Source organism: Streptococcus sp. CL9.43 (assembly GCF_049737935.1).
Lineage (GTDB): Bacteria > Bacillota > Bacilli > Lactobacillales > Streptococcaceae > Streptococcus > Streptococcus infantis_I.
Map to the genome: position 1 here is coordinate 117655 of NZ_JBKOTS010000001.1, position 24057 is coordinate 141711.

Annotated in this window: 22 protein-coding genes; 5 read left to right on the forward strand and 17 right to left on the reverse strand. The window is 39.1% G+C overall.

Going from position 1 to position 24057, the window contains the following annotated elements:
* Positions 1-3: 3 nt before the first annotated feature.
* The 4 genes from ACLNCS_RS00625 to uvrB form a co-directional block, all read right to left on the reverse strand.
* Positions 4-438 (reverse strand): hypothetical protein, encoded by a 435-nt coding sequence (locus ACLNCS_RS00625; RefSeq protein ID WP_424846691.1) that lies wholly within the window; start codon positions 436-438, stop codon positions 4-6.
* A 2-nt stretch (positions 439-440) separates the two neighbouring features.
* Positions 441-962 carry a hypothetical protein gene (locus ACLNCS_RS00630; protein WP_424846693.1) on the reverse strand — a complete coding sequence of 174 codons (522 nt, stop codon included), beginning with the start codon at positions 960-962 and terminating at the stop codon, positions 441-443.
* Between the two features lie 109 nt (positions 963-1071).
* Complete coding sequence (locus ACLNCS_RS00635; protein ID WP_424846695.1) at positions 1072-1926, reverse strand: hypothetical protein; 855 nt, start codon at positions 1924-1926, stop codon at positions 1072-1074.
* Between the two features lie 42 nt (positions 1927-1968).
* Positions 1969-3957 carry an excinuclease ABC subunit UvrB gene (gene uvrB / locus ACLNCS_RS00640; RefSeq protein ID WP_424846697.1) on the reverse strand — a complete coding sequence of 663 codons (1989 nt, stop codon included), beginning with the start codon at positions 3955-3957 and terminating at the stop codon, positions 1969-1971.
* A gap of 179 nt (positions 3958-4136) precedes the next feature.
* On the opposite strand from uvrB, the gene ACLNCS_RS00645 reads away from it, so the two are divergent.
* From ACLNCS_RS00645 to zwf, 3 genes are all read left to right on the forward strand, one after another.
* Positions 4137-5582 (forward strand): amino acid ABC transporter substrate-binding protein/permease, encoded by a 1446-nt coding sequence (locus tag ACLNCS_RS00645; protein WP_424846699.1) that lies wholly within the window; start codon positions 4137-4139, stop codon positions 5580-5582.
* On the forward strand, positions 5582-6322 hold the full coding sequence (locus ACLNCS_RS00650; RefSeq protein ID WP_424846701.1) for an amino acid ABC transporter ATP-binding protein: 741 nt from the start codon (positions 5582-5584) through the stop codon (positions 6320-6322). The genes ACLNCS_RS00645 and ACLNCS_RS00650 overlap by 1 nt, the downstream gene beginning before the upstream one ends.
* Before the next feature lie 148 nt (positions 6323-6470).
* The gene (gene zwf, locus ACLNCS_RS00655) at positions 6471-7958 is read left to right on the forward strand and encodes a glucose-6-phosphate dehydrogenase (protein WP_424846703.1); all 1488 of its coding nucleotides are present in this window, start codon (positions 6471-6473) and stop codon (positions 7956-7958) included.
* A gap of 38 nt (positions 7959-7996) precedes the next feature.
* Here the strand turns inward: zwf and ftsY are convergent, their stop codons facing one another.
* From ftsY to rnc, 7 genes are all read right to left on the reverse strand, one after another.
* Positions 7997-9355 carry a signal recognition particle-docking protein FtsY gene (gene ftsY, locus ACLNCS_RS00660; protein ID WP_424846705.1) on the reverse strand — a complete coding sequence of 453 codons (1359 nt, stop codon included), beginning with the start codon at positions 9353-9355 and terminating at the stop codon, positions 7997-7999.
* A 3-nt stretch (positions 9356-9358) separates the two neighbouring features.
* Positions 9359-10177 carry a Cof-type HAD-IIB family hydrolase gene (locus tag ACLNCS_RS00665; RefSeq protein WP_424846707.1) on the reverse strand — a complete coding sequence of 273 codons (819 nt, stop codon included), beginning with the start codon at positions 10175-10177 and terminating at the stop codon, positions 9359-9361.
* Positions 10177-10968 carry a Cof-type HAD-IIB family hydrolase gene (locus ACLNCS_RS00670; RefSeq protein ID WP_424846709.1) on the reverse strand — a complete coding sequence of 264 codons (792 nt, stop codon included), beginning with the start codon at positions 10966-10968 and terminating at the stop codon, positions 10177-10179. The genes ACLNCS_RS00665 and ACLNCS_RS00670 overlap by 1 nt, the downstream gene beginning before the upstream one ends.
* 121 nt (positions 10969-11089) lie before the next feature.
* The gene (locus tag ACLNCS_RS00675) at positions 11090-11668 is read right to left on the reverse strand and encodes an HD domain-containing protein (protein WP_424847159.1); all 579 of its coding nucleotides are present in this window, start codon (positions 11666-11668) and stop codon (positions 11090-11092) included.
* Positions 11669-11848: 180 nt separating this feature from the next.
* Positions 11849-12508, reverse strand: coding sequence for a trimeric intracellular cation channel family protein (locus ACLNCS_RS00680; RefSeq protein WP_006148259.1), 660 nt, complete (start codon positions 12506-12508; stop codon positions 11849-11851).
* Between the two features lie 89 nt (positions 12509-12597).
* Positions 12598-16137 carry a chromosome segregation protein SMC gene (gene smc, locus ACLNCS_RS00685; RefSeq protein WP_424846712.1) on the reverse strand — a complete coding sequence of 1180 codons (3540 nt, stop codon included), beginning with the start codon at positions 16135-16137 and terminating at the stop codon, positions 12598-12600.
* Positions 16128-16826 carry a ribonuclease III gene (rnc, locus tag ACLNCS_RS00690; RefSeq protein WP_070459554.1) on the reverse strand — a complete coding sequence of 233 codons (699 nt, stop codon included), beginning with the start codon at positions 16824-16826 and terminating at the stop codon, positions 16128-16130. Before rnc ends, smc begins: the two co-directional genes overlap by 10 nt.
* A 153-nt stretch (positions 16827-16979) precedes the next feature.
* On the opposite strand from rnc, the gene ACLNCS_RS00695 reads away from it, so the two are divergent.
* Positions 16980-17312: a putative DNA-binding protein gene (locus ACLNCS_RS00695; protein ID WP_045615678.1), complete on the forward strand. Its 333-nt coding sequence runs from the start codon at positions 16980-16982 to the stop codon at positions 17310-17312.
* An 11-nt stretch (positions 17313-17323) separates the two neighbouring features.
* Complete coding sequence (ffh, locus tag ACLNCS_RS00700) at positions 17324-18889, forward strand: signal recognition particle protein (RefSeq protein WP_070459557.1); 1566 nt, start codon at positions 17324-17326, stop codon at positions 18887-18889.
* Between the two features lie 24 nt (positions 18890-18913).
* Here ffh and ACLNCS_RS00705 read toward each other — a convergent pair whose 3' ends face one another.
* The 6 genes from ACLNCS_RS00705 to ACLNCS_RS00730 form a co-directional block, all read right to left on the reverse strand.
* Entirely contained in the window at positions 18914-19807 is an 894-nt protein-coding gene (locus ACLNCS_RS00705; RefSeq protein WP_070459560.1) for an RluA family pseudouridine synthase, read from the reverse strand.
* Complete coding sequence (gene lspA / locus ACLNCS_RS00710) at positions 19797-20258, reverse strand: signal peptidase II (RefSeq protein ID WP_070459565.1); 462 nt, start codon at positions 20256-20258, stop codon at positions 19797-19799. Before lspA ends, ACLNCS_RS00705 begins: the two co-directional genes overlap by 11 nt.
* On the reverse strand, positions 20255-21163 hold the full coding sequence (locus ACLNCS_RS00715; protein WP_004252592.1) for a LysR family transcriptional regulator: 909 nt from the start codon (positions 21161-21163) through the stop codon (positions 20255-20257). The genes lspA and ACLNCS_RS00715 overlap by 4 nt, the downstream gene beginning before the upstream one ends.
* 156 nt (positions 21164-21319) lie before the next feature.
* The gene (gene sodA, locus ACLNCS_RS00720) at positions 21320-21925 is read right to left on the reverse strand and encodes a superoxide dismutase SodA (RefSeq protein WP_004252591.1); all 606 of its coding nucleotides are present in this window, start codon (positions 21923-21925) and stop codon (positions 21320-21322) included.
* Positions 21926-21994: 69 nt separating this feature from the next.
* Positions 21995-23032, reverse strand: coding sequence for a DNA polymerase III subunit delta (gene holA / locus ACLNCS_RS00725; protein WP_004252589.1), 1038 nt, complete (start codon positions 23030-23032; stop codon positions 21995-21997).
* 32 nt (positions 23033-23064) lie between these two features.
* Positions 23065-24000, reverse strand: coding sequence for a dihydroorotate oxidase (locus tag ACLNCS_RS00730; protein ID WP_004252587.1), 936 nt, complete (start codon positions 23998-24000; stop codon positions 23065-23067).
* Between the last annotated feature and the right edge of the window lie 57 nt (positions 24001-24057).

Here is a 24057-nt window from a genome sequence, read left to right on the forward strand (position 1 = left end):
TCTTTAATTTTCTATCTTATACTTAACTTTAGATTTCATAATCAAAGGATTAACTAAGTCATGATATTCATGAATTTCATGGAGCAAGTCACCTCTGATAATTCTAATTTCTTTATCTTTACTATTGACTTGATAGTCTATACTGATAGGCATGGATGAGTCTGGGATGAAAGATAGGAAAAAGAATATTATCAACCAGATTAAAAGAGCGAAAAAGCCACTGAGAGCCTGAAATATTAGATGATACCATTGAAAGATTCTTGTTTTATAAAAGATGGTCCATGGATGGATAAATAGGGTTAAGCAGAGACCAAAAAACCAGACATTCCACAAACCTGGGGTAAAAGCTAAACCAAATAAACCTAGGACAAAATGAATTAAGGCAAATACCAAGAACAGTAGGTAAAGAATTCTAAATATAGTTAGATGTTTTAGCATGATTAACTCCTTTTCTTTTTAACATATTTGGAAATTAAAATGATCAAAGCAGCCACTAGAAAGAAGGTTATATAAGTAAGAATTGGGAACCAAATATAGCGATGATCTAAGGTTAGCAAGGAAGGAATACTCTTTCTGTTTCGACTCGATATTCCAAAAAACAAGTGAAACAACAGACCTACTCCATTTAGGTACAAGAATGGTTCTACAAAATCATGTAATGTCAGCATTCCATCAAAAGTATCTCTAAAAACACCGTGATAAAGCATGTTCGCTAAGAATATAAGATTCAGAAAGAGCGGAAAGACATAATTGAAGTTTTGATAGGGTTTTGGAATAAGAGTTGTTCCAAACAACAAATAGAATACCCCAAAAGCTGATAAAAAAAATATACTACTATCTAATAGAAAAGCTATTTTTGAATGCTGTAGCAACCACAATTTTACTTTATATAGCCAGCTCATTTTTCGATTTGGCATATAGTGTTTTTTTGATTTTTTCTGTGCCGTGACTTTCTTTTTCATTCGTTTCTTAATCTTTCGTTTCAATAACTGTTCAAAGAGATTTACATTATGATTTCATTTTTGAGATATAATCTAATAAGTTTAATTTTATCATCTAAAACCGACCAGTTCAGTTTTTTTCGTAACTTATCAGTTTATGATTCTGAATTTTTAAAGAGACACTGCTTCCTGAACGATATCCTTTAGCACCATAGTAGTAAGAAACCTCATAAAAGGCATCTGGCAACTCAGCATTTTCGATCCCATTTGAAATAAATCCTGTCAGTCCGCCTTCACTATCGAAATAATCTTTCTCACCCTCTTCTAAAACAGTGTCTTTATATCTAACACTTCCTTTAACAATTCCTTTTTCCAGAAATTCATTAATAGGGAGGTCATATAAACCTTGAAAAGCTTTTCCTTCTTTATGGTTCTTTTCGATAAGGGCATAATAGTCTTGGATATTGTCAGATTCAGTATCGACACTCCAGTAACTACTTACGAATTCCAAATTGGGATTTTCATATTGCTTGAAAAAATTCTCCACTTTTTCTTTATTGGAAACACTGTCTGGATGTTGATTGAGTAATTCATCAGCTATCCCAGAGAATTTTCGTAACATCGTTTTAGTAGTTCCATCGTAGGCTAGTTCTTCACTCGTCCGTTTAGAGTTTCCTGGAGATTTAGGAAAATAAATTAAACTGTCACTTACAGTGATTTTCCTACCATTAACTTCTTCAGTGTAATCGTATTCAATTTCATAATCTTCAGAAGGCCATCTATATCTAGAAAACTTCGTCACCTTCACTTCACCTTTAAAGCCATATAAATTCAGTGTTCTGCTTGCTGCCATCTCAATATCTTTTTGATTAGGTCCAGAAAAAGTATTATGAAAATTAACTACCACAATCACTACAAAACTTATAAAACAAACTGAGAGGATAATCCCGATAAAACTGAAATTCAACACTAATGCTTTTTTCATTACTAAATTCTCCTAGTTAAACATATATAAAAATCATTTCCCCTAATCCAACGCCTTGACTTCCAGCATCATATCACGGATTTGAGCTGCCAGTTCAAAGTCAAGCACTTCGACGGCTTCTTGCATTTGCTTTTCCAGTTTCTTAACCAATTCTTTACGTTCTTGTTTGTTAAGGCTATTGATATCGACTTCCTTATCCTCTTCCTTGGCAACTGCCTTGGTTACAGAGATTAGGTCACGGATTTCTTTCTTAATGGTTTGTGGAACAATGCCATGCTCTTCATTATAGGCCATCTGAATTTTACGACGACGAGCCGTTTCATCGATGGCTTTTTGCATAGACTGAGTCATAGTATCAGCATACATGATGACATGCCCTTCGCTATTACGAGCTGCACGACCGATGGTCTGAATAAGTCCACGCTCATTACGAAGGAAACCTTCCTTGTCGGCATCGAGAATAGCAACTAGACTAACTTCTGGCACATCAATCCCTTCACGGAGCAGATTGATTCCGACCAAGACATCAAATACACCCAAACGCAGGTCACGGATAATCTCCGTTCGCTCCAAGGTTTTGATATCCGAGTGCATGTATTTAACCTTGATACCCATTTCTTTGAAGTAATCAGTCAAGTCTTCAGCCATTTTCTTGGTCAAGGTTGTAATAAAGGTACGTTCGTTCTTTTCAACACGGGCATTGATTTCACCCAAAAGATCATCAATTTGTCCCATAGTTGGGCGCACTTCTACTTCTGGATCCAAAAGACCAGTTGGACGAATGATTTGCTCAATAACGGTATCAGTCTGCTCGTGTTCATAATCACCAGGTGTCGCTGAAACATAGACGATCTGGTGAACATGACTTTCAAACTCTTCACGACGGAGAGGACGATTATCCAAGGCAGATGGCAAACGGAAACCATAATTCACCAACATTTCCTTACGAGAACGGTCACCATTGTACATTCCCTTGATTTGTCCCATGGTCATGTGGCTCTCATCAATCATAATCAAAAAATCATCAGGGAAGAAATCAAGAAGGGTGTACGGTGGCTCTCCTTCGCTTCGTCCATCCATGTGGCGTGAGTAGTTTTCAACCCCGTTTGTATAACCCATCTCACGAAGCATCTCCATATCGTATTCTGTTCGTTGTTTCAAGCGTTGCGCTTCGAGGAGCTTACCTTCCTTCTCAAAGATAGCTAACTGCTCTTCCAACTCAGCCTCAATCTTAGCAATAGCTACTTCCATGTGGTCGTCATTGGTCACAAAGTGAGTGGCTGGGAAAATCGCCAAATGATCCACTTCGCCCAGAACTTGACCAGTTAGAGCTTCGACTTCACGAATACGATCAATTTCATCTCCGAAGAACTCAACACGAAAGGCATGCTCGTCACGAGAGGCTGGGAAAATCTCCACCACATCCCCACGGACTCGGAATCTTCCACGTTGGAAGTCAATGTCATTGCGCTCAAACTGAATATCCACCAAATCATTGAGCAGTTTATCTCGAGAAATCTCAAGGCCTGGTCGCAGACTTACGACGCTATCAGCGTATTCTTTAGGGGAACCCAATCCATAGATACAAGAAACAGATGCAACTACAATGACGTCATTGCGCTCCAAGAGTGCTGATGTTGCTGAATGACGAAGTTTATCAATCTCATCGTTGACTGAACTGTCTTTTTCTATATAAGTATCGCTTGAAGGCACATAGGCTTCTGGCTGGTAATAATCATAGTAAGATACGAAATATTCGACCGCATTTTCTGGGAAAAATTCTTTGAACTCCCCATATAGTTGCCCTGCAAGAGTTTTATTGTGGGCGATGACCAGGGTTGGCTTATTAACTTGTGCAATGACCTGGCTCATGGTATAGGTCTTCCCCGTACCAGTCGCCCCCATCAAGATTTGCGCCTTCTCACCACCCTCGATGTTATCCACCAACTGTTCGATGGCCTGCGGTTGATCCCCAGACGGTTGGTATTTGGATACAAGTTTAAATTTGTTGTCTGTAATTCGATTTATCATAATAGCCTCATACACATTTTCTATCCTTCTATTTTACCATAAAAAGGAAAGAGTTTCTGTTTCTCAACAGACCACCTCATTTTGTTCTATGTTATATCTTCTGACATCAAAATATAAAGTATTTGCCGTTCTTCAACTTTTTTGATATAATTTAAAAATAACTTGAAAGGAGACATCACATGAATAAAAAAATTCTAGCTTGTTTGCTTCTTTTATTTCCTATTTTTTCATTAGGACTAGTAAAAGCTGACACAGAAAAAACCAAGTATGTTATCGCCAGTGACTCATCTTTTGCGCCATTTGTTTTCCAGGATTCAAGCAATCAATACACTGGTATCGATATGGATCTAATCAAGGCAATCGCTGAAGACCAAGGTTTTGAAATCGAGATTACCAATCCAGGTTTTGATGCTGCTATTAACGCAGTCCAATCTGGACAAGCAGACGGTATCATTGCAGGTATGTCAGTGACTGATGCTCGTAAAGAAACGTTTGATTTCTCTGATTCTTACTATACAGCAAATACTATTCTTGGTGTTAAAGAATCAAGTACCATTTCTTCTTATGAAGATTTGAATGATAAGACTGTAGGTGTGAAAAATGGTACTGCTTCACAAACCTTCTTAACAGAGAATCAAAGCAAGTACGGTTACAAAATCAAAACTTTTTCCGATGCTGCATCTATGTATGATAGCTTAAACACTGGTTCAATTGATGCCGTTATGGACGACGAACCTGTTATTAAATATTCTATCAGTCAAGGACAAAAGTTAAAAACACCAATCGCAGGTACTCCAATTGGTGAAACTGCTTTTGCAGTAAAAAAAGGAAGCAATCCAGAATTGCTAGAGAAATTCAACAAAGGACTCGCAAACCTTAAGGCAAATGGAGAATTCCAAAAAATCCTTGATAAGTATCTAGCTAGCGATTCTACTACTACAAGTTCAACCGCTGATGAAACAACTATCTGGGGCTTGTTGAAAAACAACTACAAACAACTTCTCAGCGGACTTGGAATTACCCTCTCATTAGCACTTATTTCATTTGTAATTGCGATTTTCATTGGAATTATCTTCGGTATTTTTAGTGTCAGCCCTTATAAATCACTCCGTTTGATTTCAGAGATTTTCGTTGACGTTATCCGTGGTATTCCACTCATGATTCTTGCAGCCTTCATTTTCTGGGGCATTCCTAACTTTATCGAATCTCTTACAGGTCAACAAAGTCCAATCAACGACTTTGTCGCTGGTACAATTGCCCTCTCCCTAAACTCAGCTGCCTACATTGCTGAAATTGTTCGTGGTGGTATCAAGGCCGTGCCTGTTGGACAAATGGAAGCCAGTCGAAGCCTAGGTATTTCATATGGAAAAACCATGCGTAAGATTGTCTTGCCACAAGCAACTAAGCTCATGCTTCCAAACTTTGTCAACCAATTTGTTATTGCATTGAAAGATACAACGATCGTATCTGCAATCGGTCTGGTAGAACTCTTCCAAACTGGTAAGATTATCATTGCTCGTAACTACCAAAGTTTCAAAATGTATGCAATTCTCGCAGTCTTCTACCTTGTGATTATCACTCTTCTAACTAGATTAGCGAAACGCTTAGAAAAGAGGATTCAATAATGGCAAAATTAAAAATTGATGTTCATAACTTACATAAACAATATGGTAAAAACAAAGTCCTTAAAGGAATTTCAGCGAAATTCTATGAAGGAGATGTTGTTTGTATCATTGGACCTTCTGGTTCAGGTAAGTCAACTTTCTTGCGTAGCTTAAATCTCCTCGAAGAAGGAACAAAAGGAAGCATCACAGTTAATGGCTATGATTTGACGGATAAATCTACCAACGTAGACCATGTTCGTGAAAATGTAGGAATGGTGTTCCAGCACTTCAATCTCTTTCCACATATGACTGTCTTGGAAAATATCACTTTCGCTCCTGTAGAACATAAGTTGATGACTAAGGCTGAAGCCGAAAAATTAGGCATGGAACTTCTTGAAAAGGTTGGACTTGCTGACAAGGCAAATGCTAACCCTGATAGTCTATCAGGGGGACAAAAACAACGTGTGGCTATTGCTCGAGGTTTAGCAATGAACCCTGATATCATGCTCTTTGATGAACCAACTTCTGCCCTTGACCCTGAGATGGTTGGTGATGTTCTGAACGTTATGAAAGAGTTGGCTGAACAAGGCATGACTATGATCATCGTAACCCACGAAATGGGATTTGCCCGTAAGGTTGCCAATCGAGTTATCTTTACAGCAGACGGTGAATTCCTAGAAGATGGTACCCCTGATCAAATCTTTGACAACCCACAACACCCTCGTCTAAAAGAATTTTTGGACAAGGTTCTCAATGCTTAAAAAACTGCAAGGTAAACCTTGCAGTTTTTTTCTCACTTGTATTGGAATTTTGGATTTTTTAGAAAATTATGATAAAATAAAGGGTATGAAAATGGGGATTCCTCATGCCTAGGATATCTAGGAAAGTAAATAGAAATTAGGTAGCTGGATGTCATCTAAAGTTATTGTTACAATTTTTGGTGCTAGTGGAGATTTGGCCAAACGCAAGCTCTACCCTTCACTTTTTAGACTTTACAAATCAGGTAATTTGTCTGATCATTTTGCTGTTATTGGAACTGCTCGTAGACCTTGGAGTAAGGAATATTTCGAATCTGTTGTTGTCGAATCTATTTTAGACTTGGCAGATAGCGCAGAAGAGGCTCAAGCTTTTGCTAGTCACTTCTACTATCAAAGCCACGATGTCAATGATACCGAACACTATATCGAATTACGCAAACTTCAGGCTGAGTTAAACGAAAAATACCAAACCGAACACAACAAGCTCTTCTTTCTCTCTATGGCACCACAATTCTTTGGTACCATCGCTAAACACCTCAAGTCAGAGCAAATCGTAGACGGTAAGGGCTTTGAACGTTTGATAGTTGAGAAACCTTTTGGTACAGATTATGAAACTGCAAGCAAACTAAACGAAGAGCTTCTAGCTACTTTTAACGAGGAGCAAATCTATCGTATCGACCATTATCTTGGTAAAGAGATGATTCAAAGCATATTTGCCATTCGTTTTGCCAATATGATCTTTGAAAATGTTTGGAATCGTGACCACATCGATAATGTGCAAATTACCTTTGCAGAACGTCTAGGTGTTGAAGAGCGTGGTGGCTACTATGATGAGTCTGGCGCCCTTCGTGATATGGTTCAAAACCATACACTCCAGCTTCTGTCACTCCTTGCTATGGACAAGCCTGCAAGCTTTACAAAGGATGACATTCGCGCAGAGAAAATCAAGGTCTTCAAGAACCTTTACCACCCTACAGATGAGGAACTTAAAGAGCACTTCATCCGTGGGCAATACCGTTCTGGTAAAGTTGATGGCATGAAGTACATTTCTTACCGCAGCGAACCAAATGTCAACCCAGAATCAATGACAGAAACCTTTGCTTCAGGTGCCTTCTTTGTCGATACCGATCGCTTCCGTGATGTACCTTTCTTCTTCCGTACAGGTAAACGCCTAACTGAAAAAGGAACACACGTAAACATCGTCTTCAAACAAATGGATTCAATCTTTGGAGAACCACTAGCACCGAATGTGCTTACCATCTACATCCAACCGACGGAAGGATTCTCTCTTAGCCTTAACGGTAAAGAAGTTGGAGAAGAGTTCAAACTTGCACATAATTCGCTTGACTACAGAACTGATGCTACAGCTACAGGTGCTTCACCAGATCCTTATGAAAAGCTAATCTACGATGTATTGAATAACGATTCAACTAACTTTAGCCACTGGGAAGAAGTTAGCGCTTCTTGGAAATTGATTGACCGTATCGAAAAGTTGTGGGCTGAAAACGGTGCTCCACTTCATGACTACAAGGCTGGTAGCATGGGACCACAAGCCAGCTTTGATTTACTTGAAAAATACGGAGCCAAATGGACATGGCAACCAGATATCGCCTATCGTAAAGATGGTCGTTTAGAATAATCAAAAACATCCTGCAAGAATTCTTGCAGGATTTTCTTTTATATCAAACCTTCTAGAAGGCCCTTCATAAAGTTTTCAGAGTTAAACTCACCGATATCATCGATTTTTTCACCAAAACCAATTAGCTTAACAGGGATATTGAGTTCCTCACGGATAGCAAGAACAACCCCACCTCGAGCAGTTCCATCAATCTTGGTTAAGACAATCCCTGTAACAGGAGTAATTTTTGAGAATTCTTTAGCTTGTACAAGAGCGTTTTGCCCAGTTGACGCATCAAGAGCTAGGAAGGTTTCATGAGGTGCTTCTGGCACTACGCGTTTGATGATACGACCAATCTTTTCCAACTCGGCCATAAGATTATCTTTATTTTGCAGACGGCCAGCTGTATCAATCATGAGAATATCAATACCTTCTGCTACTGCTCGCTCCATCCCATCAAAGACAACGCTAGCTGGATCTGCTTTCTCAGGACCAGTAACGACAGGAACATCCACACGACGTCCCCATTCTGCTAACTGAGCAACCGCACCCGCACGGAAGGTATCAGCAGCAACAAGCATAACCTTTTTACCAGCTTGTTTGTATCGATTAGCTAATTTACCAATTGAAGTTGTTTTCCCGACCCCATTAACTCCAACAAAAAGCATAACCGTTAATCCATCTTGGAAGTTAATATTTTCATTATATATGCCGTCTTTTTCGTATAGCTCCACCAATTTTTCGATGATAACACGACGAAGGGCATCAGGTTTCTTAGCATTCTCAAGCTTGGCTTCATAACGCAATTCTTCTGTAAGATTTGAAGCCACCTGCACACCAACGTCACTCATGATAAGTAGCTCTTCTAGTTCCTCAAAGAAATCTTCATCGACAGATCGGAAATTTGCAAAGAAAGCATTCAAACGGGCACCGAATCCAGTACGCGTTTTCTTAAGACTACGGTCATATTTTTCTTGTTCAGTCTCTTGGACTTGAGGAGTTTCTTCGATTGCTTGGTTTGCTTCCTCTTCTTCAAAAAACTCTGTTTCTGCTTCGCCTGATTTAGGCTGAACAATTTCTTCCTCGCCACTATCATTTGAAGTTACTTCTTCAACATGAGTCAATTCCTCCTGAGGAATATCGGCTTCTTGGACTTGATTTAACTCTTCTCGAGAAACCTCAACTTCGTCAACTGATTCGACAATAGTTTCTTCGTCAACCTCTGCTTCAAATAAGTCTTCATCATTATCTTCGGCTACGACAGTCCCATCTTGCTCTTTGACTTCGATATTTTCAGATTCTAGCGTCTCAGTTTGCTGGTTATCATCCGATAAATCAATGTTTTCTAGAGCTTCTTTGACAACTTCTTCAATTTTAGGTTCTTCTATTTTTCCAAATAAACGGTCAAATAATCCCATTCTTTAGTTCTCCTTCAGTACATATTTTTCAATTGCCCAGGCGACTGCTTCTTCGTCATTGGTCATTGGTGTAATGACATTGGCAACTGCCTTAACTGCTGGCACAGCATTTTGCATAGCGACACCGAGACCGGCCCATTCAATCATAGAAAGGTCATTAGCCTCATCTCCGCAGGCAATAACCTGACTTTGGTCAATTCCCAGGTGTTCAATCAGTTTAGATAATCCTGTCGCCTTATGAACATTCTTTGGTGACCATTCTAGCAAGAGCTCACGTGATTTAAAAATCTCATACTGGTCGTATAATTCTGGTGAAATCTTCTGAATAGCTGCATCCAAAGGTTCCTGAGGAAAGGCAGTCACACATTTATTGTATGTTACCTGACTAGACAAATCTTCAAAAGCAGTTGGAACAAAAGTTAGAGCCGGGTTAAACTGAGCATATAAACTTTCTTGGTCAGACTGAATCTGGTAAACTGTTCCTTCTGAAATTGCATCTAAGGGGATTCCTAATTTTTCAGTTTCTTCATAAATACGGGTCACATCATCAATTGAAAAAACTGTCTTATCAAGAATCTCACCTGTATTTTTCTGAACCAATCCACCGTTGAATGTGATAGTATATTCGTCATCATGGCCGTCTGTTCCAAGCTCTTTAAGGAAGAAATCCATAGCCTTTAGGGGACGTCCAGTTGTTAGGACTACCTTGACCCCTTGTTCACGCGCAGCCTTTAAAGTTTCCTTGGTACGATCAGTTAATTTCTTGTCTGTCGTCAGCAAGGTCCCATCTAAGTCTAGAGCAATTAATTTAATATCTGCCATTATAACCCCTCCATATAAGCGATAACTGATTGGTCTTTATGGTGACCGATAACTGTTTCGGCAAGTTCCAAAATCTCTGGGCGAGCATTTTCAGGTGCGACTGGGTGCCCTACAACCTGCATCATGTGAAGGTCATTGAGATTGTCACCGAAGGCCATCACTTGATCCATATCCAGATTTAACTTCTTAGCCAATTCGACAATCGCAACTCCCTTGTCCACATAATCAAGAACAATATCAATGGATTCAAACCCTGTCGTCATTGCCTTAACACCAGGAACATGTTCATTGACCCAAGCTTCGCCAGCTTCTACTGTCTCTTCTGTAAAGTTGGTTGTGAATTTGAAAATTTCATCGGTGATATCTTCTAGACTAGCTACTTTTTGAATATTCTCATTGTAATGATGACTAAACATGAGATAGGTTTCATCTACAGTATCTAAAACATAACAAGCTTTCTTACCAGTCATGAGCATCTTCTTTTCATCAAAATAAGGTGAAGTCTTTAGCTTTTCAAAAGTTGATAGGTAAAAATCTCTAGGCATGGTCGCTTCATAGAGGTCTTGTCCATGAAAACGAACGAGACTCCCATTTTCGGCGATAAAAATAATCTCATCTTTGACATCCGCAAAATGCTTTTCAAGCGACAAAAGACCACGACCAGAAGCTACAGCAAAGTAAATTCCTTTTTCTTTATAAGAATGGAGGAGCTTTTTTAAGCGCTCCCTATCAAATTGGCCAGCTTCATCCAAAAAAGTCCCGTCCATATCAGTTGCGACTAGTTTAATCATAAATCCTTCTATTCTCCAGTTGTAAATCTATCTTCTATTATACCATAGAAAAAGTAAAAAAAGACGTGCTGAATTGACACGTCCTTGTATTCTATAAATCTATCTGTAGGGCCAATTGTTATTATAAATATAACCCCCTTTCCACACTTTCCTGAATCAAATCTTCCGTCAGTTTCCATAATTCTTCTGATTCACTTTTTATGAACTTTTTCTTTTCTAATACCATGTCTGCACTGATATTATCAGGGTTATAATTTAATTCTGACACTTCTAAGTGATTTATCAGTGGTACCAATGCATCGATTACTCTTGCATATCTTGATTCAGCACTCTGTCCTTTTTCAAATTCCAACCACAAATTTTTCATATTCAAATATTTATCTTCTGGAAGGAGGCTCATTGTTTTTTCTATAGATTCTAACTCTCTATCATGAGAATGAATCTTTTTTTCATCATCAAAAACCCAAGTATCTCCGGCATAAATCTCACCTAAATCATGAATCAATAACATAGAAATAACTTTTTCCATTTTTAACTTTTCAGGATAATAATCTTGAAGAACTATAGCAGCTATAGCACCTTGCCAAGAATGCTCGGCACTATTTTCAAATCTTCCATCAAGAGTTCTATTAAATCTTGTTACTGACTTTAACTTCTCTATTTCTTTAATAAAATCGACTGAATTCTTTAAATTACTCATTGTAGCTCCTATCTTATTTAAAATTTTAGATATAATACCAAAAAATATTAATTTCATCAAATATTTCCCGTATTTGCAAAAAATAAAATAGCGCCTAATCCATATGAGATTAGACGCCTGATCAAACTTGTAATTTATAAAATATTTATCAGTCGAGTGATTGAACTTTCTTACCATCAATCAATTCCAAGTCTTTTTATCCATATTTGGTAAAGAGAGCTTGAACTTAATAATACATAGTCGAATCACAAAACCGACAATTGAGAGAATGATAAAAGCAGTGATTCTTGGAAAGTGAAGGACAAAGGCCAACCAGTAATAAATAACGCCAATTACAAAAGATAGAAGGGCATATATGTCCTCTTTTAGAACACTTGGGACTTCATTAATCAAGAGATCTCGGATGATACCTCCGCCAGCACCTGTTAAACAGGCCAAAATCCCTGCAGACATCAAGTTCAATTTACTATCAGCTAAGGCGGTAGCTCCAATCAAGGAAAAGATGATTAAGCCAATCGAATCAAAGATAAGATAAGCTTCTCTCAGCCACTTATAGAATTTTTTTTCTTGACTAGCATTGGCTTGTTTTGAAGTCACAAAGGCATACATAATAACAGCTACAAGAATAGAGACATAAATCGGTCCAGGATCTGCGAGAGCGGAGGGAAAACGACTGATAATGGAATCTCTTAAAATCCCTCCGCCTACTGCCGTTACAATTGCCAATAAACTAATTCCAAAAATATCTAAACGTTTACCAAATCCTTTAATGGCACCTGACGCCGCAAAGGCAATAGTCCCAATATAATTACAAATCATTAGGAATAGGTCAAAATCCATATAAGCTCCTCAATTTATTTTTGTAACCTTTCCGACTTCTTGAAGGTCATTCTACATGCTCTAGCTTGAAATGTTATATTGAAAACAAACTAAGCATCCATATTCTCTAAATCTTTTAGTTTAACAGATACAATCTTAGAAACACCAGATTCTTGCATGGTTACCCCATAAATAGAATCTGCTGCTGCCATGGTTCCCTTACGGTGGGTAACAACGATAAACTGGCTATCCTTGTCAAAACGGTTAAGATAATCCCCAAAGCGTTTAACGTTAGCTTCATCGAGTGCAGCCTCTACTTCATCCAAAATAACAAATGGAATGGTCTTGACACGAATGATTGAGAAGAGCAATGCAAGAGCTGACAAAGCCTTCTCTCCACCACTCATGAGGTTGAGAGATTGGATTTTCTTACCAGGAGGTTGAACAGAGATTTCAACACCTGCTGTCAATAAATCTCCCTCGGTCAGGATTAGGTCCGCTTGACCACCACCAAACATCTGCTTGAAGGTTACTTTGAAGGATTCACGAATAGCTTCAAAGGTTGATTTGAATCGTTCCTTCACTTCATCATTCATCTCTGTAATGGTTTCAAGAAGAAGATTTTTGGCAGAAAGAATGTCATCACGCTGACTATTTAAGAATTCCAAGCGTTCGTGAACTTCGTCAAACTGTTCAATAGCATCCAAATTGACTGGACCAAGTGAACGGATAGATTTTTCTAAATCCTTGACCTCTTGTTCAGCGACAGCCAAATCTTCTAACGGATTGGCTTGTTCTAAAGCTTCCGTATAACTAATCTGGTATTCTTCAGTCAGTTGACCTTGAAGATAGCGAAGGCGGTCCGTAATCTTCTCTTTGGTTGCTTCCGCTCGAGTTTGTTTACGAATCCATTCCTCATTTTGCTGACGAGCTTGTTCTAAATGACTAGCTATATCATCCAATTGACCTTCAATATCATCCAGTTCAAACTGCTTACGAATGAGCCCTTGTTGAATTTCTTCCTTCTGATTCTTAGCTTCTGTTTCCTGCTTAGTCAAAAGTTCCGTATCAACCTTTTCAAGATTGTCTACCTTTTCTTGGAGAAGGCGTTCGATTTCATCTTGCTCCATATCAAGGTATTCAAGCTCTTTGTTAATCCGTTCAATATCCGCAACTTCGTAACGTTTTCGCCCTATCATTTCTGTTTTGAGCAGACGTTCTTGGGAAAGTTTATCCTGCAAGTTTTGGTAACGTTCTTGAATCGCATTTTTATTGGACTTGATTTCTTCAATCTCAGACTCCAGCTTTTGCTTTTCAGTTGAAATAACTGCAAGACGTTCTTGGCATTTTTCTTTTTCAGTTTGCCAATCTCCACCTCTTAGATTGTTTAATTCTTTTTCCTGAAGTTCTAAAAGTGTTTCGAGTTCTTCGACTTGTTGGCAAGTTTGTTGATAAGCCAGATATAAGCCTTGCTCCTCTATTCGAGCTTGCTCTCCTTGAGACTTAATAGTCTCCAAAGTTTGACTGAGGGCTGTCAAGCCTTCTTGAACAGATTTCAGATTTTCTTCCTCTTGACGAAGAAGTTTTTCTTCTTGAGCAATCTCTTTTTGCAACTGTTCTAATTCAGGCTTGATGAAAATACTGTTATTTTGACGATTGGCACCACCCGCATAAGAACCACCTGTTCGCAATTCTGTACCATCTAGCGTTACCATTCGAACCTGATAACGTACCTTACGAGCTGCATCACGCGCATGCTCTACCGTATCAAAGATAGCTGTTGTAGCAAGCAAGTTTTTAAAAATAGCTTCATGCTTGGCATCAAAAGTAACCAGTTCATCTGCCATTCCAAGAAAACCTGGACTTGAGGCAATCACATCTTGGTTCTGACTAGAAATGCTACGAGCCTTAATAGTTGTTAAAGGCAGGAAGGTCGCACGACCAGCTCGGTTTCGCTTAAGGAAGTCGATAGCCTTAGTCGCAGCCTCTTCATCTTCAACGATGATATGTTGGCTACTTGCCCCGAGGGCAATTTCAAGAGCTGTTTGATAACGAACATCAAAAGTTAAATGTTCACTGACCGCTCCGACAATACCGCCCAGGCGATCTTTTTCTTGTAGAACACTCTTAACACCCGCATAGAAATTACTATGGTTTTTAAGAATGTTTTCCAGACTTTGCGCCTTGGCCTGCTTGTTTTTCAGACTATCCAAACGGTCAAAAAGTTGATTTTGCTGACTTTGATAAGCCTGCTTTTGTTCTTCTTCCTGTTTAACATGCGTCTGATAGTCAGCAAGCAAGGTCTGCACTTTTTCTTTTGCTGATTTAAGAGCAGTTTCTTGCTCACTAGCCTTAGATTTAGCAGAAGCTAATTGTTCTTTCAAGGACTCCAATTGTTCTTCTTGCTTTTGAGTCTGTTGGCGACTATTTTCAAGATCATTTTCAATCCGTGTCAACTGGTTAGAGACATCTGCTTCTTCCTGCAAGAAAGCAACAAAGCGCTCACGCAGTTGCTCAATCATCTGATCAGGATCATCAGAAAATGCTTCTAACTCAGCTTCTAAACGATTGAGCTCCTTGGTATTGACTGCTAGATTTTCTTCTAACTGACTGAGATTTGCTTCTTTTTCTTCCTTCTCTTGAATAAGAGCATTTCTCTTTTCATCCAAACTAGCTAAACGAGCTTGAGCCTCTTGTTGATTGAGAGCAACCTGCTCAGTTTCTAGTTTAGATAAAGCTAACTTACGTTCTAAATCACTGATTAAACTAGTCAAATCCATCAAACTAGTTTGATCTTTAGCCATCTCTGCTTGTAAATCTTGTCTCTGCTTCTTGAGAGATTGATTTTCAAGTTCTAGTGACTCGCGTTTTTGATAATAACTAGTCAACAGTTCTTGAACTTGGTTTAATTCTTCTTCTGTTAGATCCAATTCAGCCTTATTGGCTTGAATTTGTGCAACTAAAACATCTAAGTAGATGGCTTTACGCTGACCGTCCAAGTCCATAAATTTACGAGCTGTTGCTGCTTGCTTTTCTAAGGGCTTGATTTGATTGTCTAACTCATAGATGATATCTTCCAAGCGGTCTAAATTGTCTTGAGTTTGTTGGAGTTTACTTTCTGTCTCTTTGCGACGAGTTTTATATTTTAAAACTCCAGCTGCTTCTTCAAAGATAGCACGGCGTTCCTCAGGTTTAGAGTTAAAGATTTCTTCGACCTTCCCTTGGGAAATAATGGAGAAGGAGTCGCGCCCAAGTCCGGTATCTAAGAAAAGATCATGAATATCACGAAGACGGACTTTTTTCCCATCAATCTTGTATTCACTATCCCCAGTACGATAGATATGACGCTCCACCTTGATTTCCTGTCCTGCATCCTTGATGAAACCGTCCTTATTATCTAGAGTAACAACTACAGAAGCATAGTTTAATGGTTTTCTACTTTCTGTCCCTGCAAAGATAACATCAGGCATCTTGCCACCACGAAGACTTTTGACACTGGATTCCCCAAGAGCCCAGCGTAAACTTTCTGTGATGTTAGATTTTCCAGAACCATTTGGTCCTACAACCGCTGTAACTCCCTGGTCAAAAACAACCTTGGTCTTATCAGCAAAGGACTTAAATCCCTGAATCTCAATTTCCTTTAAATACATGAATCCAGTCCTTCCTCAACTGCATTTTTAGCGGCTTCTTGTTCGGCCAATTTTTTTGATCGTCCTTGACCCCTACCTAAACTTTGACCCTTGACAAGGACTTCAACCTCAAACATCTTATCGTGGGCAGGTCCGATCTCTGAAATCACCTGATAACGAATATCAACATCACCATTGACTTGGAGTAATTCTTGGAGGTGGGTCTTGTAGTCTTTAATCATCTCAAAATCACCAGCCTCAACCTTAGGTATCATGACCTGGTAGATAAACTCTTTTACCGTAAGTAGATCCTTATCTAAAAGCAGGGCACCCAAGAAGGCTTCGAAAGCATCTCCCAAGATGGTATCTCGATTACGGCCTCCAGATTTTTCCTCTCCCTTTCCTAGCATGATAAACTGATCAAACTGGCAGTCACGGGCAAAACCAGCCAAACTCTCTTCACGTACAATCATGGCACGGAGTTTAGACAGGTCACCTTCTGGTTTTTTAGGATATTTTTTGTACAGATATTCTGAAATCAATAATTGCAGAACAGCGTCTCCTAAAAATTCCAAGCGTTCATTGTGTGAAATTTTTAAGAGGCGGTGCTCATTGGCGTAACTAGTGTGAGTAAAAGCAGTTTCAAGTAATTGTTTATCTGAAAAAACAAGCCCAAAACGTTGCTCTAACACGGTTTCTAATTCTCTCATAAGAACCTCTTTCTAAAACATTATAATACACTCCATTATACCAAAAAATAGAGTCATAGTCAGGAAATAACCGTTAAAAGTCCTTTTTCTGACTTGTGTTTAAAATCAATCCATTACTAGCGGTTCAGGCTATTTTTTGGTATAATAAATCTTATGGAAATTGAAAAAACCAATCGAATGAATGCTCTGTTTGAATTTTATGCAGCACTTTTGACTGATAAGCAGATGAACTATATCGAGCTCTACTATGCAGACGACTATAGTTTAGCTGAAATCGCTGAAGAATTCGGTGTTAGTCGTCAGGCTGTTTATGATAATATCAAACGAACAGAAAAGATACTGGAAGACTATGAGATGAAGCTTCATATGTACTCTGACTACATTGTCCGCAGTCAGATTTTTGATCAGATCATTGAGCGCTATCCAGAAGATGCTTTTCTCCAAGAGCAAATTGAGATTTTAACAAGTATTGACAATAGAGAATAAGAGGAATAAATATGGCATTTGAAAATTTAACAGAACGTTTGCAGAACGTCTTTAAAAATCTACGTAAAAAAGGAAAAATCACAGAGAGTGATATCCAAGAAGCAACCAAGGAAATTCGTCTGGCTCTTTTAGAAGCCGACGTTGCTTTGCCTGTAGTTAAGGATTTTATCAAAAAAATTCGTGAACGCGCGGTCGGGCATGAAGTCATTGATACCCTCAATCCAGCTCAACAAATCATCAAGGTTGTTAATGAAGAATTGACGGAAGTTCTTGGTTCAGACACAGCTGAGATTATCAAGTCTCCAAAAATCCCAACTATTATCATGATGGTAGGTTTGCAAGGGGCTGGTAAAACAACCTTCGCTGGAAAACTTGCTAACAAACTCAAAAAGGAAGAGGATGCTCGTCCTCTGATGATTGCGGCCGACATCTATCGTCCTGCTGCTATTGACCAGCTTAAAACACTAGGACAACAAATTGATGTTCCTGTCTTTGCTCTTGGAACTGAAGTTCCTGCAGTGGAGATTGTTCGCCAAGGTTTGGAGCAAGCTAAAGCCAACCATAACGACTATGTCTTGATTGATACGGCTGGTCGTTTACAAATCGACGAGCTTCTCATGAATGAGCTTCGTGATGTTAAAGCTCTTGCTCAACCAAATGAAATCCTTCTCGTCATCGATGCCATGATTGGTCAAGAAGCTGCTAACGTTGCGCGAGAATTTAACGCTCAATTAGAAGTTACCGGTGTCATTCTTACCAAGATTGACGGGGACACTCGTGGTGGTGCGGCCCTCTCTGTTCGTCATATCACAGGAAAACCAATCAAGTTCACTGGTACTGGTGAAAAGATTACTGATATTGAAACCTTCCACCCTGACCGTATGGCCAGCCGTATTCTCGGCATGGGAGATATGCTGACTCTGATTGAGAAAGCTTCCCAAGAATACGATGAGCAGAAAGCCCTTGAAATGGCTGAAAAGATGCGGGAAAACACCTTTGATTTCAACGATTTCATCGATCAGTTGGATCAGGTGCAAAATATGGGGCCAATGGAAGATTTGCTCAAGATGATTCCTGGTATGGCCAACAATCCTGCCCTTCAAAATATGAAGGTGGATGAAAAACAAATTGCTCGCAAACGTGCCATCGTCTCATCTATGACTCCTGAAGAACGTGAAAATCCAGATTTGCTCACTCCAAGCCGTCGTCGTCGTATTGCAGCTGGTTCTGGTAATACCTTTATCGATGTCAACAAGTTCATCAAAGACTTTAACCAAGCCAAACAACTCATGCAAGGTGTCATGTCTGGTGACATGAACAAGATGATGAAGCAAATGGGCATCAACCCTAACAACCTTCCTAAAAACATGCCTGGTGGCATGGATATGTCAGCCCTTGAAGGTATGATGGGACAAGGTGGTATGCCGGATATGTCTGCTCTTGGAGGAGCCGGAATGCCTGATATGAGCCAGATGCTTGGTGGAGGTCTCAAGGGTAAAATCGGTGAATTTGCTATGAAGCAATCCATGAAACGCATGGCCAACAAAATGAAAAAAGCTAAGAAAAAACGCAAATAAAAAGGACTCAATTGAGTCCTTTTTTTATTGTTCATTTCTAAGTTTTTCCAAGGTTTGCTTGAATATTTCTGGAATATCTGAAGTAAATTCCATAGTTTCACCAGTTCTTGGATGGGTAAAACCAAGCGTCTTGGCATGGAGAAATTGCCCATGTCCCTTTAGGGTTTTACGAGGTCCATAAACCTCATCACCAGCGACAGGATGACCGATATAAGCCATGTGAACACGGATCTGGTGAGTACGTCCTGTTTCCAGCTGCAATTCCAGCAAAGTATAATCACCAAAGCGTTCCAAGACTTGGAAACGTGTCACTGCTGGTTTTCCTTTAGCAGTCACAGCTTGTTTCTTGCGGTCTTTTTCGCTACGACCAATCGGCGCCTCAATGACACCTCTGTCATTTGGAAGATTCCCATGAACGATGGCCCAATATTTTCGAAGAGATTTTTTGTCTTTCAATTCTTGAGCAAGTACTAAATGCGATTCATCATTTTTAGCAATCATGAGAAGCCCAGATGTGTCCTTATCGATACGATGGACAATCCCTGGACGCAGCACACCATTAATTCCTGATAAGTCCTTAATATGATACATAAGGGCATTCACCAAGGTACCACTGGTATGACCAGCACTTGGATGAACGACCATTCCTTGAGGTTTATTAACTACTGCTACATCCTCATCTTGGTAAATAATTTCTAAAGGAATATCCTCTGCTACATACTCCAAAACCTCTGGTTCGGGAATTTGATAAGTGATCATATCTCCTTCTTGGACCGTATACTTGGCTTTCTTGACCTGGCCGTTGACCAAGACTTGACCAGACTTGATTTGTTCATTGGCGAGACTACGAGACAATTCTGTCAATTCTGACAAAGCCTTATCTAGGCGTATCCCACCCGTTTCAATTTTAATTTCCATTCATTTCCTCTTTTAGCATTGCAAGCAATAACACAACGACCCCTACTGTCAGATAACTATCAGCCACATTGAAAATCGCAAAATTGATAAAATCTAAGTGAAACATATCAACGACAAATCCTTGGCTAATGCGATCAATGAAGTTTCCCAGACCACCTGCAATAATCAGAACCAATCCAAAGACTGTCCAGACGGAATCTTCTATATGCTTGTGCAAATACCAGATAGCCCCTGCCATAACTACTAGAGTAATCACCGCAAAAAACCACTGTTGATCTTGAAGCATAGAAAAAGCTGCACCCCTATTTTGCAGATAGGTTAAACTAACTAGATTTGGGATCCATGATTTAACTTCACCTAGAGCAATATTCTGAACGACATAAGCCTTTACCAATTGATCCAATACAATCAAGGCAGCTATAATTCCTGCTACTATTCCTCTTTTTTTCATGCTTTCCTCTTCTGATCAAAATACTCTTGCATGACCTCTACAAATAAAGTCCCTGCTTGACTCAAGTCTACTTCCTCACGTTTCACATAAACCATACGATTATTGAGATTATCATTTAGTGGAATAACGGTGATCCCGTTAACGCTATCGCTATCTAAGAATCCAGAACCAGTCGCATAAGCATTTGTTCTTTCAAGAATTCCATTTAAAGTAGCGCGATCTGTTACGTTAAACATCTGAGAGCTGGCACTTGTATCCACAAAGTTTTCTGAGTAATAGAGATATTCATCCTTTTCTTGCGTGAATCGAACTGTTGGTAAATCTGCCAAATCCTCCATAACCAACTCTTTTTTCTTGGCTAAGGGGTGTCCTTCACGAAGATAGATATGCGTCTGGAAAGGAATCAACTCAATCACTTCAAGGCCTAACTTTTCAACCCGTTGCATGATACCCTTTTGGTTTTGATTGTTAAGGTAAATAATCCCAATCTCACTATGACCTTGGGCTACTTCATCCAAAATCTGAACAGTTGTAGATTCAAAAATACGGAAATTTTTATAGTCTGGATACCGTTGAGAAAAAGTTGTGATAGTCGGTGGCAAGAAATCATAGTGCTGGCTGGCTATTGAAAACTCATCCTTTTCCTCTTCAGGATTGGCATACTGGTTCTGGAAAATATCAAATCCTTTAACCAACTCTTGGGCCTTTTCATAAAATTCCATTCCACGACGAGTAAGAAATGTACCCGAACTAGTTCTACGGAAAATCTTGAAACCTAGCTCTTTTTCCAAGTCTCTTACAGAAATAGATAGACTGGGTTGGCTAACGTACATTTTCTCAGCCGCTTCACGAAAAGTACCACTATTTGCAATAGCAACAACGTAGCGTAATTGTTGAATATTCATGATTTCTCCTTCGATTTCTATCTTATCATTATACCATAAATAAAGCCTATCCAACAAAGGAAAATCATGAGACAGTTACTTCTAAAAAAGGAAACAAAAAAACACCTTTAAAGCTAGACCCAAAATCCAACTAAAAAGGGGTGTTATCAAATGCGATTATTTAGCTGCTGCGTAAAGCTCGTCTACTTTGTTCCAGTTGATAACTGAGAAGAAAGCTTTGATGTAGTCAGGACGCACGTTGCGGTATTTCACGTAGTAGGCATGTTCCCAAACGTCCAAGCCCAAGATTGGTTTTTTACCTTCTGAGATTGGTGTATCTTGGTTTGCTGTTGAAGTCACTTCAAGTTTACCTTCTTTGTTAACAACCAACCATGCCCATCCAGAACCGAAACGAGTAGTTGCTGCTGCAGTAAATGCTGCTTGGAATTCTTCGAATGAACCAAAAGCTTCATCGATTGCTGCTGCAAGTTCTGCTGAAGGAGCTGTTTTTTCAGGGGTCATCAATTCCCAGAAAAGAGCATGGTTCAAGTGACCACCACCATTATTGATAAGCGCTTGACGAATATCTGCAGGGATAGATTCAACATCTGCAAGCAAAGCTTCAAGGTCTTCACCGATTTCAGGGTGTTTTTCAAGAGCTGCATTTGCGTTATTTACATATGCTTGGTGATGTTTGTCATGGTGTAAATGCATTGTTTCAGCATCAATATATGGTTCCAATGCATCGTAAGCGTATGGAAGATCTGGTAAGATAATAGCCATTTGTAATACCTCTTTTTCTTTCTATATAAAAATGATAACGCAAACAACCTTTTTTTTCAAGTTATTTGCTCAATTTGACTGGCTCGCAATCTGCAATAAAGCTTTCTCAAACAAGTACCCTTTTTCGTAAACACCAGTCTTAATTTGATAATCTGCCTGGATGAGATAACGAATAGAATCCTGCAGGAATTTCAGGGACAATCCTCGCGTATCACGAAGAGCAAATTTGATTTGATAGGGATTCGGATTGCGACCAAGATAGTGCCCCAAACCGCTGACCATCTGTGATTCTGTCTGACCAGACTCTTGCAATATTTTTACCTGTGTATAGAGTCTAAACTGCCCCAGCATAATGGCAATCAGTTTAATCTCATCTTCACCCTGTAAGGTCAAATCTTTAACTAAATCTCGTGCCTGATCAATTTTCTTAGTTAATATTAATTGGGTCAAATCAAAAATATTATCCTGTAAAGTCTTTGGAATGGCTTCAACAATATCTTCTTCTGTTATCAAACCACTATCCTTATAAGACAGTAAGAAGAGCAGGTTTTTCTGAATTTCACTGAATTGAAAACTAGATTTGATAAGCAACTGTTCAAAGGAATTTCCATCAAAAGTAAGTCCCTGTTCCTGAGCCAACTTTTGAAAATAGGCTCGCAACTCTTGCTCTTTAGGTTCAAGAGCCTCAAATACTGTCGCATCACGCTTAAGTAATTTGACCAAACGTCTCTTGCTATCTAACTTGCCTTCAGCAAAGATTACTAATTTACTTGAGGGTACAGGATTTTCCAGATAGTCTTCAAAGGCCTTTAGCTCATCATCAGTTAGATAGCGTTTTTTAGCAGTTGTAATATCGAGAAAATGATCTAAAATAACAATTTTTTCATCCGCAAAGAAAGGAAGACTGACCAACTCTAGCTCCAAGCTTTTGTAGTCTACTTCTTTCATGTCAAAATAAGCAAAATTCAAATCTGCAGGATCATATCCGATTTGCTTTAGAACTTGTGCTTTCATGACGTCATACTGTCCTTGATCAGTTCCTGTAAACAGGGTCAAACTAGGAAGGTTCGCTAAGGATAGCTTTCGACTTTCTTCTATGGCTAGCATTTATTCTCCTTTCTTTTTAATTTAGTTTCTTTTTAATCCATATAATTCAATTTTCCACGGAAATCCTCTAGGCTTTGGTATCCTTTTTCCGTCATAATTTCTTTGAGTTCCTTTGTAATACGTTCAAAAGCACCTACACCTTCTTTATGAAGAGTAGTTCCTACTTGTACCATGCTGGCACCACATAGGATATGTTCAAAGGCATCACGCCCCGTTAATACTCCACCAGTTCCGATGATTTGAATTTGAGGATTTAAGCGTTGATAAAAGGCATGGACATTGGCAAGAGCAGTTGGTTTAATGTATTCTCCACCAATTCCACCAAAGCCGTTCTTAGGACGAATCACGACAGACTCATCTTCTATATAAAGACCATTTCCAATAGAGTTGACACAGTTGACGAATTTGAGTGGATATTTGTTGAAAATTTCTGCTGCCTGGTCAAAGTGAACAATATCAAAATAAGGTGGAAGCTTAATTCCAAGAGGTTTTGTAAAGTAGGCAAAGACTTCTGACAAGATACGGTCTGTTGTTTCAAAATCATAGGCAATCTGAGGCTTACCTGGAACATTTGGGCATGAGAGATTGAGTTCGGTTAAACCACGAAAATCACTTTCTTGAACCTTCCTCAAGATGGTATGAGTTTCCTCTGGAGACATCCCAACTAAAGAGAGAAAGAAGGTACGATTTGGTTCCTTTTCTTGCAATTCCAAAAGGTAGTTCAAGTAATAGTCTAAACCATTATTTGGGAGCCCCATAGAGTTAATAGAACCAAGTGGAACATCTTGATAGCGTGGTTCAGGATTTCCCTGACGAAATTCCAAGGTTGCAGTCTTGGTGACAAAGGTTCCTGCTGCTGAATTTTTGACACCTTCCAATTCCTCAATTGTCATACAAGCAACACCTGCTGCATTCATCAAGCAATTATCAAACTCAAAACCAGCAATCTGTGTTTTCGTTGATACCATGATTCTATTCCTCCAAAATCCATTATTTCTTTATTATTATACCATACTTTGGCAGGA

Coding starts and splice junctions, on each gene's coding strand:
- ACLNCS_RS00625 (WP_424846691.1), bottom strand. CDS start 438: ATGCTAAAACATCTAACTATATTTAGAATTCTTTACCTACTGTTCTTG.
- ACLNCS_RS00630 (WP_424846693.1), bottom strand. CDS start 962: ATGAAAAAGAAAGTCACGGCACAGAAAAAATCAAAAAAACACTATATG.
- ACLNCS_RS00635 (WP_424846695.1), bottom strand. CDS start 1,926: ATGAAAAAAGCATTAGTGTTGAATTTCAGTTTTATCGGGATTATCCTC.
- uvrB (WP_424846697.1), bottom strand. CDS start 3,957: ATGATAAATCGAATTACAGACAACAAATTTAAACTTGTATCCAAATAC.
- ACLNCS_RS00645 (WP_424846699.1), top strand. CDS start 4,137: ATGAATAAAAAAATTCTAGCTTGTTTGCTTCTTTTATTTCCTATTTTT.
- ACLNCS_RS00650 (WP_424846701.1), top strand. CDS start 5,582: ATGGCAAAATTAAAAATTGATGTTCATAACTTACATAAACAATATGGT.
- zwf (WP_424846703.1), top strand. CDS start 6,471: ATGTCATCTAAAGTTATTGTTACAATTTTTGGTGCTAGTGGAGATTTG.
- ftsY (WP_424846705.1), bottom strand. CDS start 9,355: ATGGGATTATTTGACCGTTTATTTGGAAAAATAGAAGAACCTAAAATT.
- ACLNCS_RS00665 (WP_424846707.1), bottom strand. CDS start 10,177: ATGGCAGATATTAAATTAATTGCTCTAGACTTAGATGGGACCTTGCTG.
- ACLNCS_RS00670 (WP_424846709.1), bottom strand. CDS start 10,968: ATGATTAAACTAGTCGCAACTGATATGGACGGGACTTTTTTGGATGAA.
- ACLNCS_RS00675 (WP_424847159.1), bottom strand. CDS start 11,668: ATGAGTAATTTAAAGAATTCAGTCGATTTTATTAAAGAAATAGAGAAG.
- ACLNCS_RS00680 (WP_006148259.1), bottom strand. CDS start 12,508: ATGGATTTTGACCTATTCCTAATGATTTGTAATTATATTGGGACTATT.
- smc (WP_424846712.1), bottom strand. CDS start 16,137: ATGTATTTAAAGGAAATTGAGATTCAGGGATTTAAGTCCTTTGCTGAT.
- rnc (WP_070459554.1), bottom strand. CDS start 16,826: ATGAGAGAATTAGAAACCGTGTTAGAGCAACGTTTTGGGCTTGTTTTT.
- ACLNCS_RS00695 (WP_045615678.1), top strand. CDS start 16,980: ATGGAAATTGAAAAAACCAATCGAATGAATGCTCTGTTTGAATTTTAT.
- ffh (WP_070459557.1), top strand. CDS start 17,324: ATGGCATTTGAAAATTTAACAGAACGTTTGCAGAACGTCTTTAAAAAT.
- ACLNCS_RS00705 (WP_070459560.1), bottom strand. CDS start 19,807: ATGGAAATTAAAATTGAAACGGGTGGGATACGCCTAGATAAGGCTTTG.
- lspA (WP_070459565.1), bottom strand. CDS start 20,258: ATGAAAAAAAGAGGAATAGTAGCAGGAATTATAGCTGCCTTGATTGTA.
- ACLNCS_RS00715 (WP_004252592.1), bottom strand. CDS start 21,163: ATGAATATTCAACAATTACGCTACGTTGTTGCTATTGCAAATAGTGGT.
- sodA (WP_004252591.1), bottom strand. CDS start 21,925: ATGGCTATTATCTTACCAGATCTTCCATACGCTTACGATGCATTGGAA.
- holA (WP_004252589.1), bottom strand. CDS start 23,032: ATGCTAGCCATAGAAGAAAGTCGAAAGCTATCCTTAGCGAACCTTCCT.
- ACLNCS_RS00730 (WP_004252587.1), bottom strand. CDS start 24,000: ATGGTATCAACGAAAACACAGATTGCTGGTTTTGAGTTTGATAATTGC.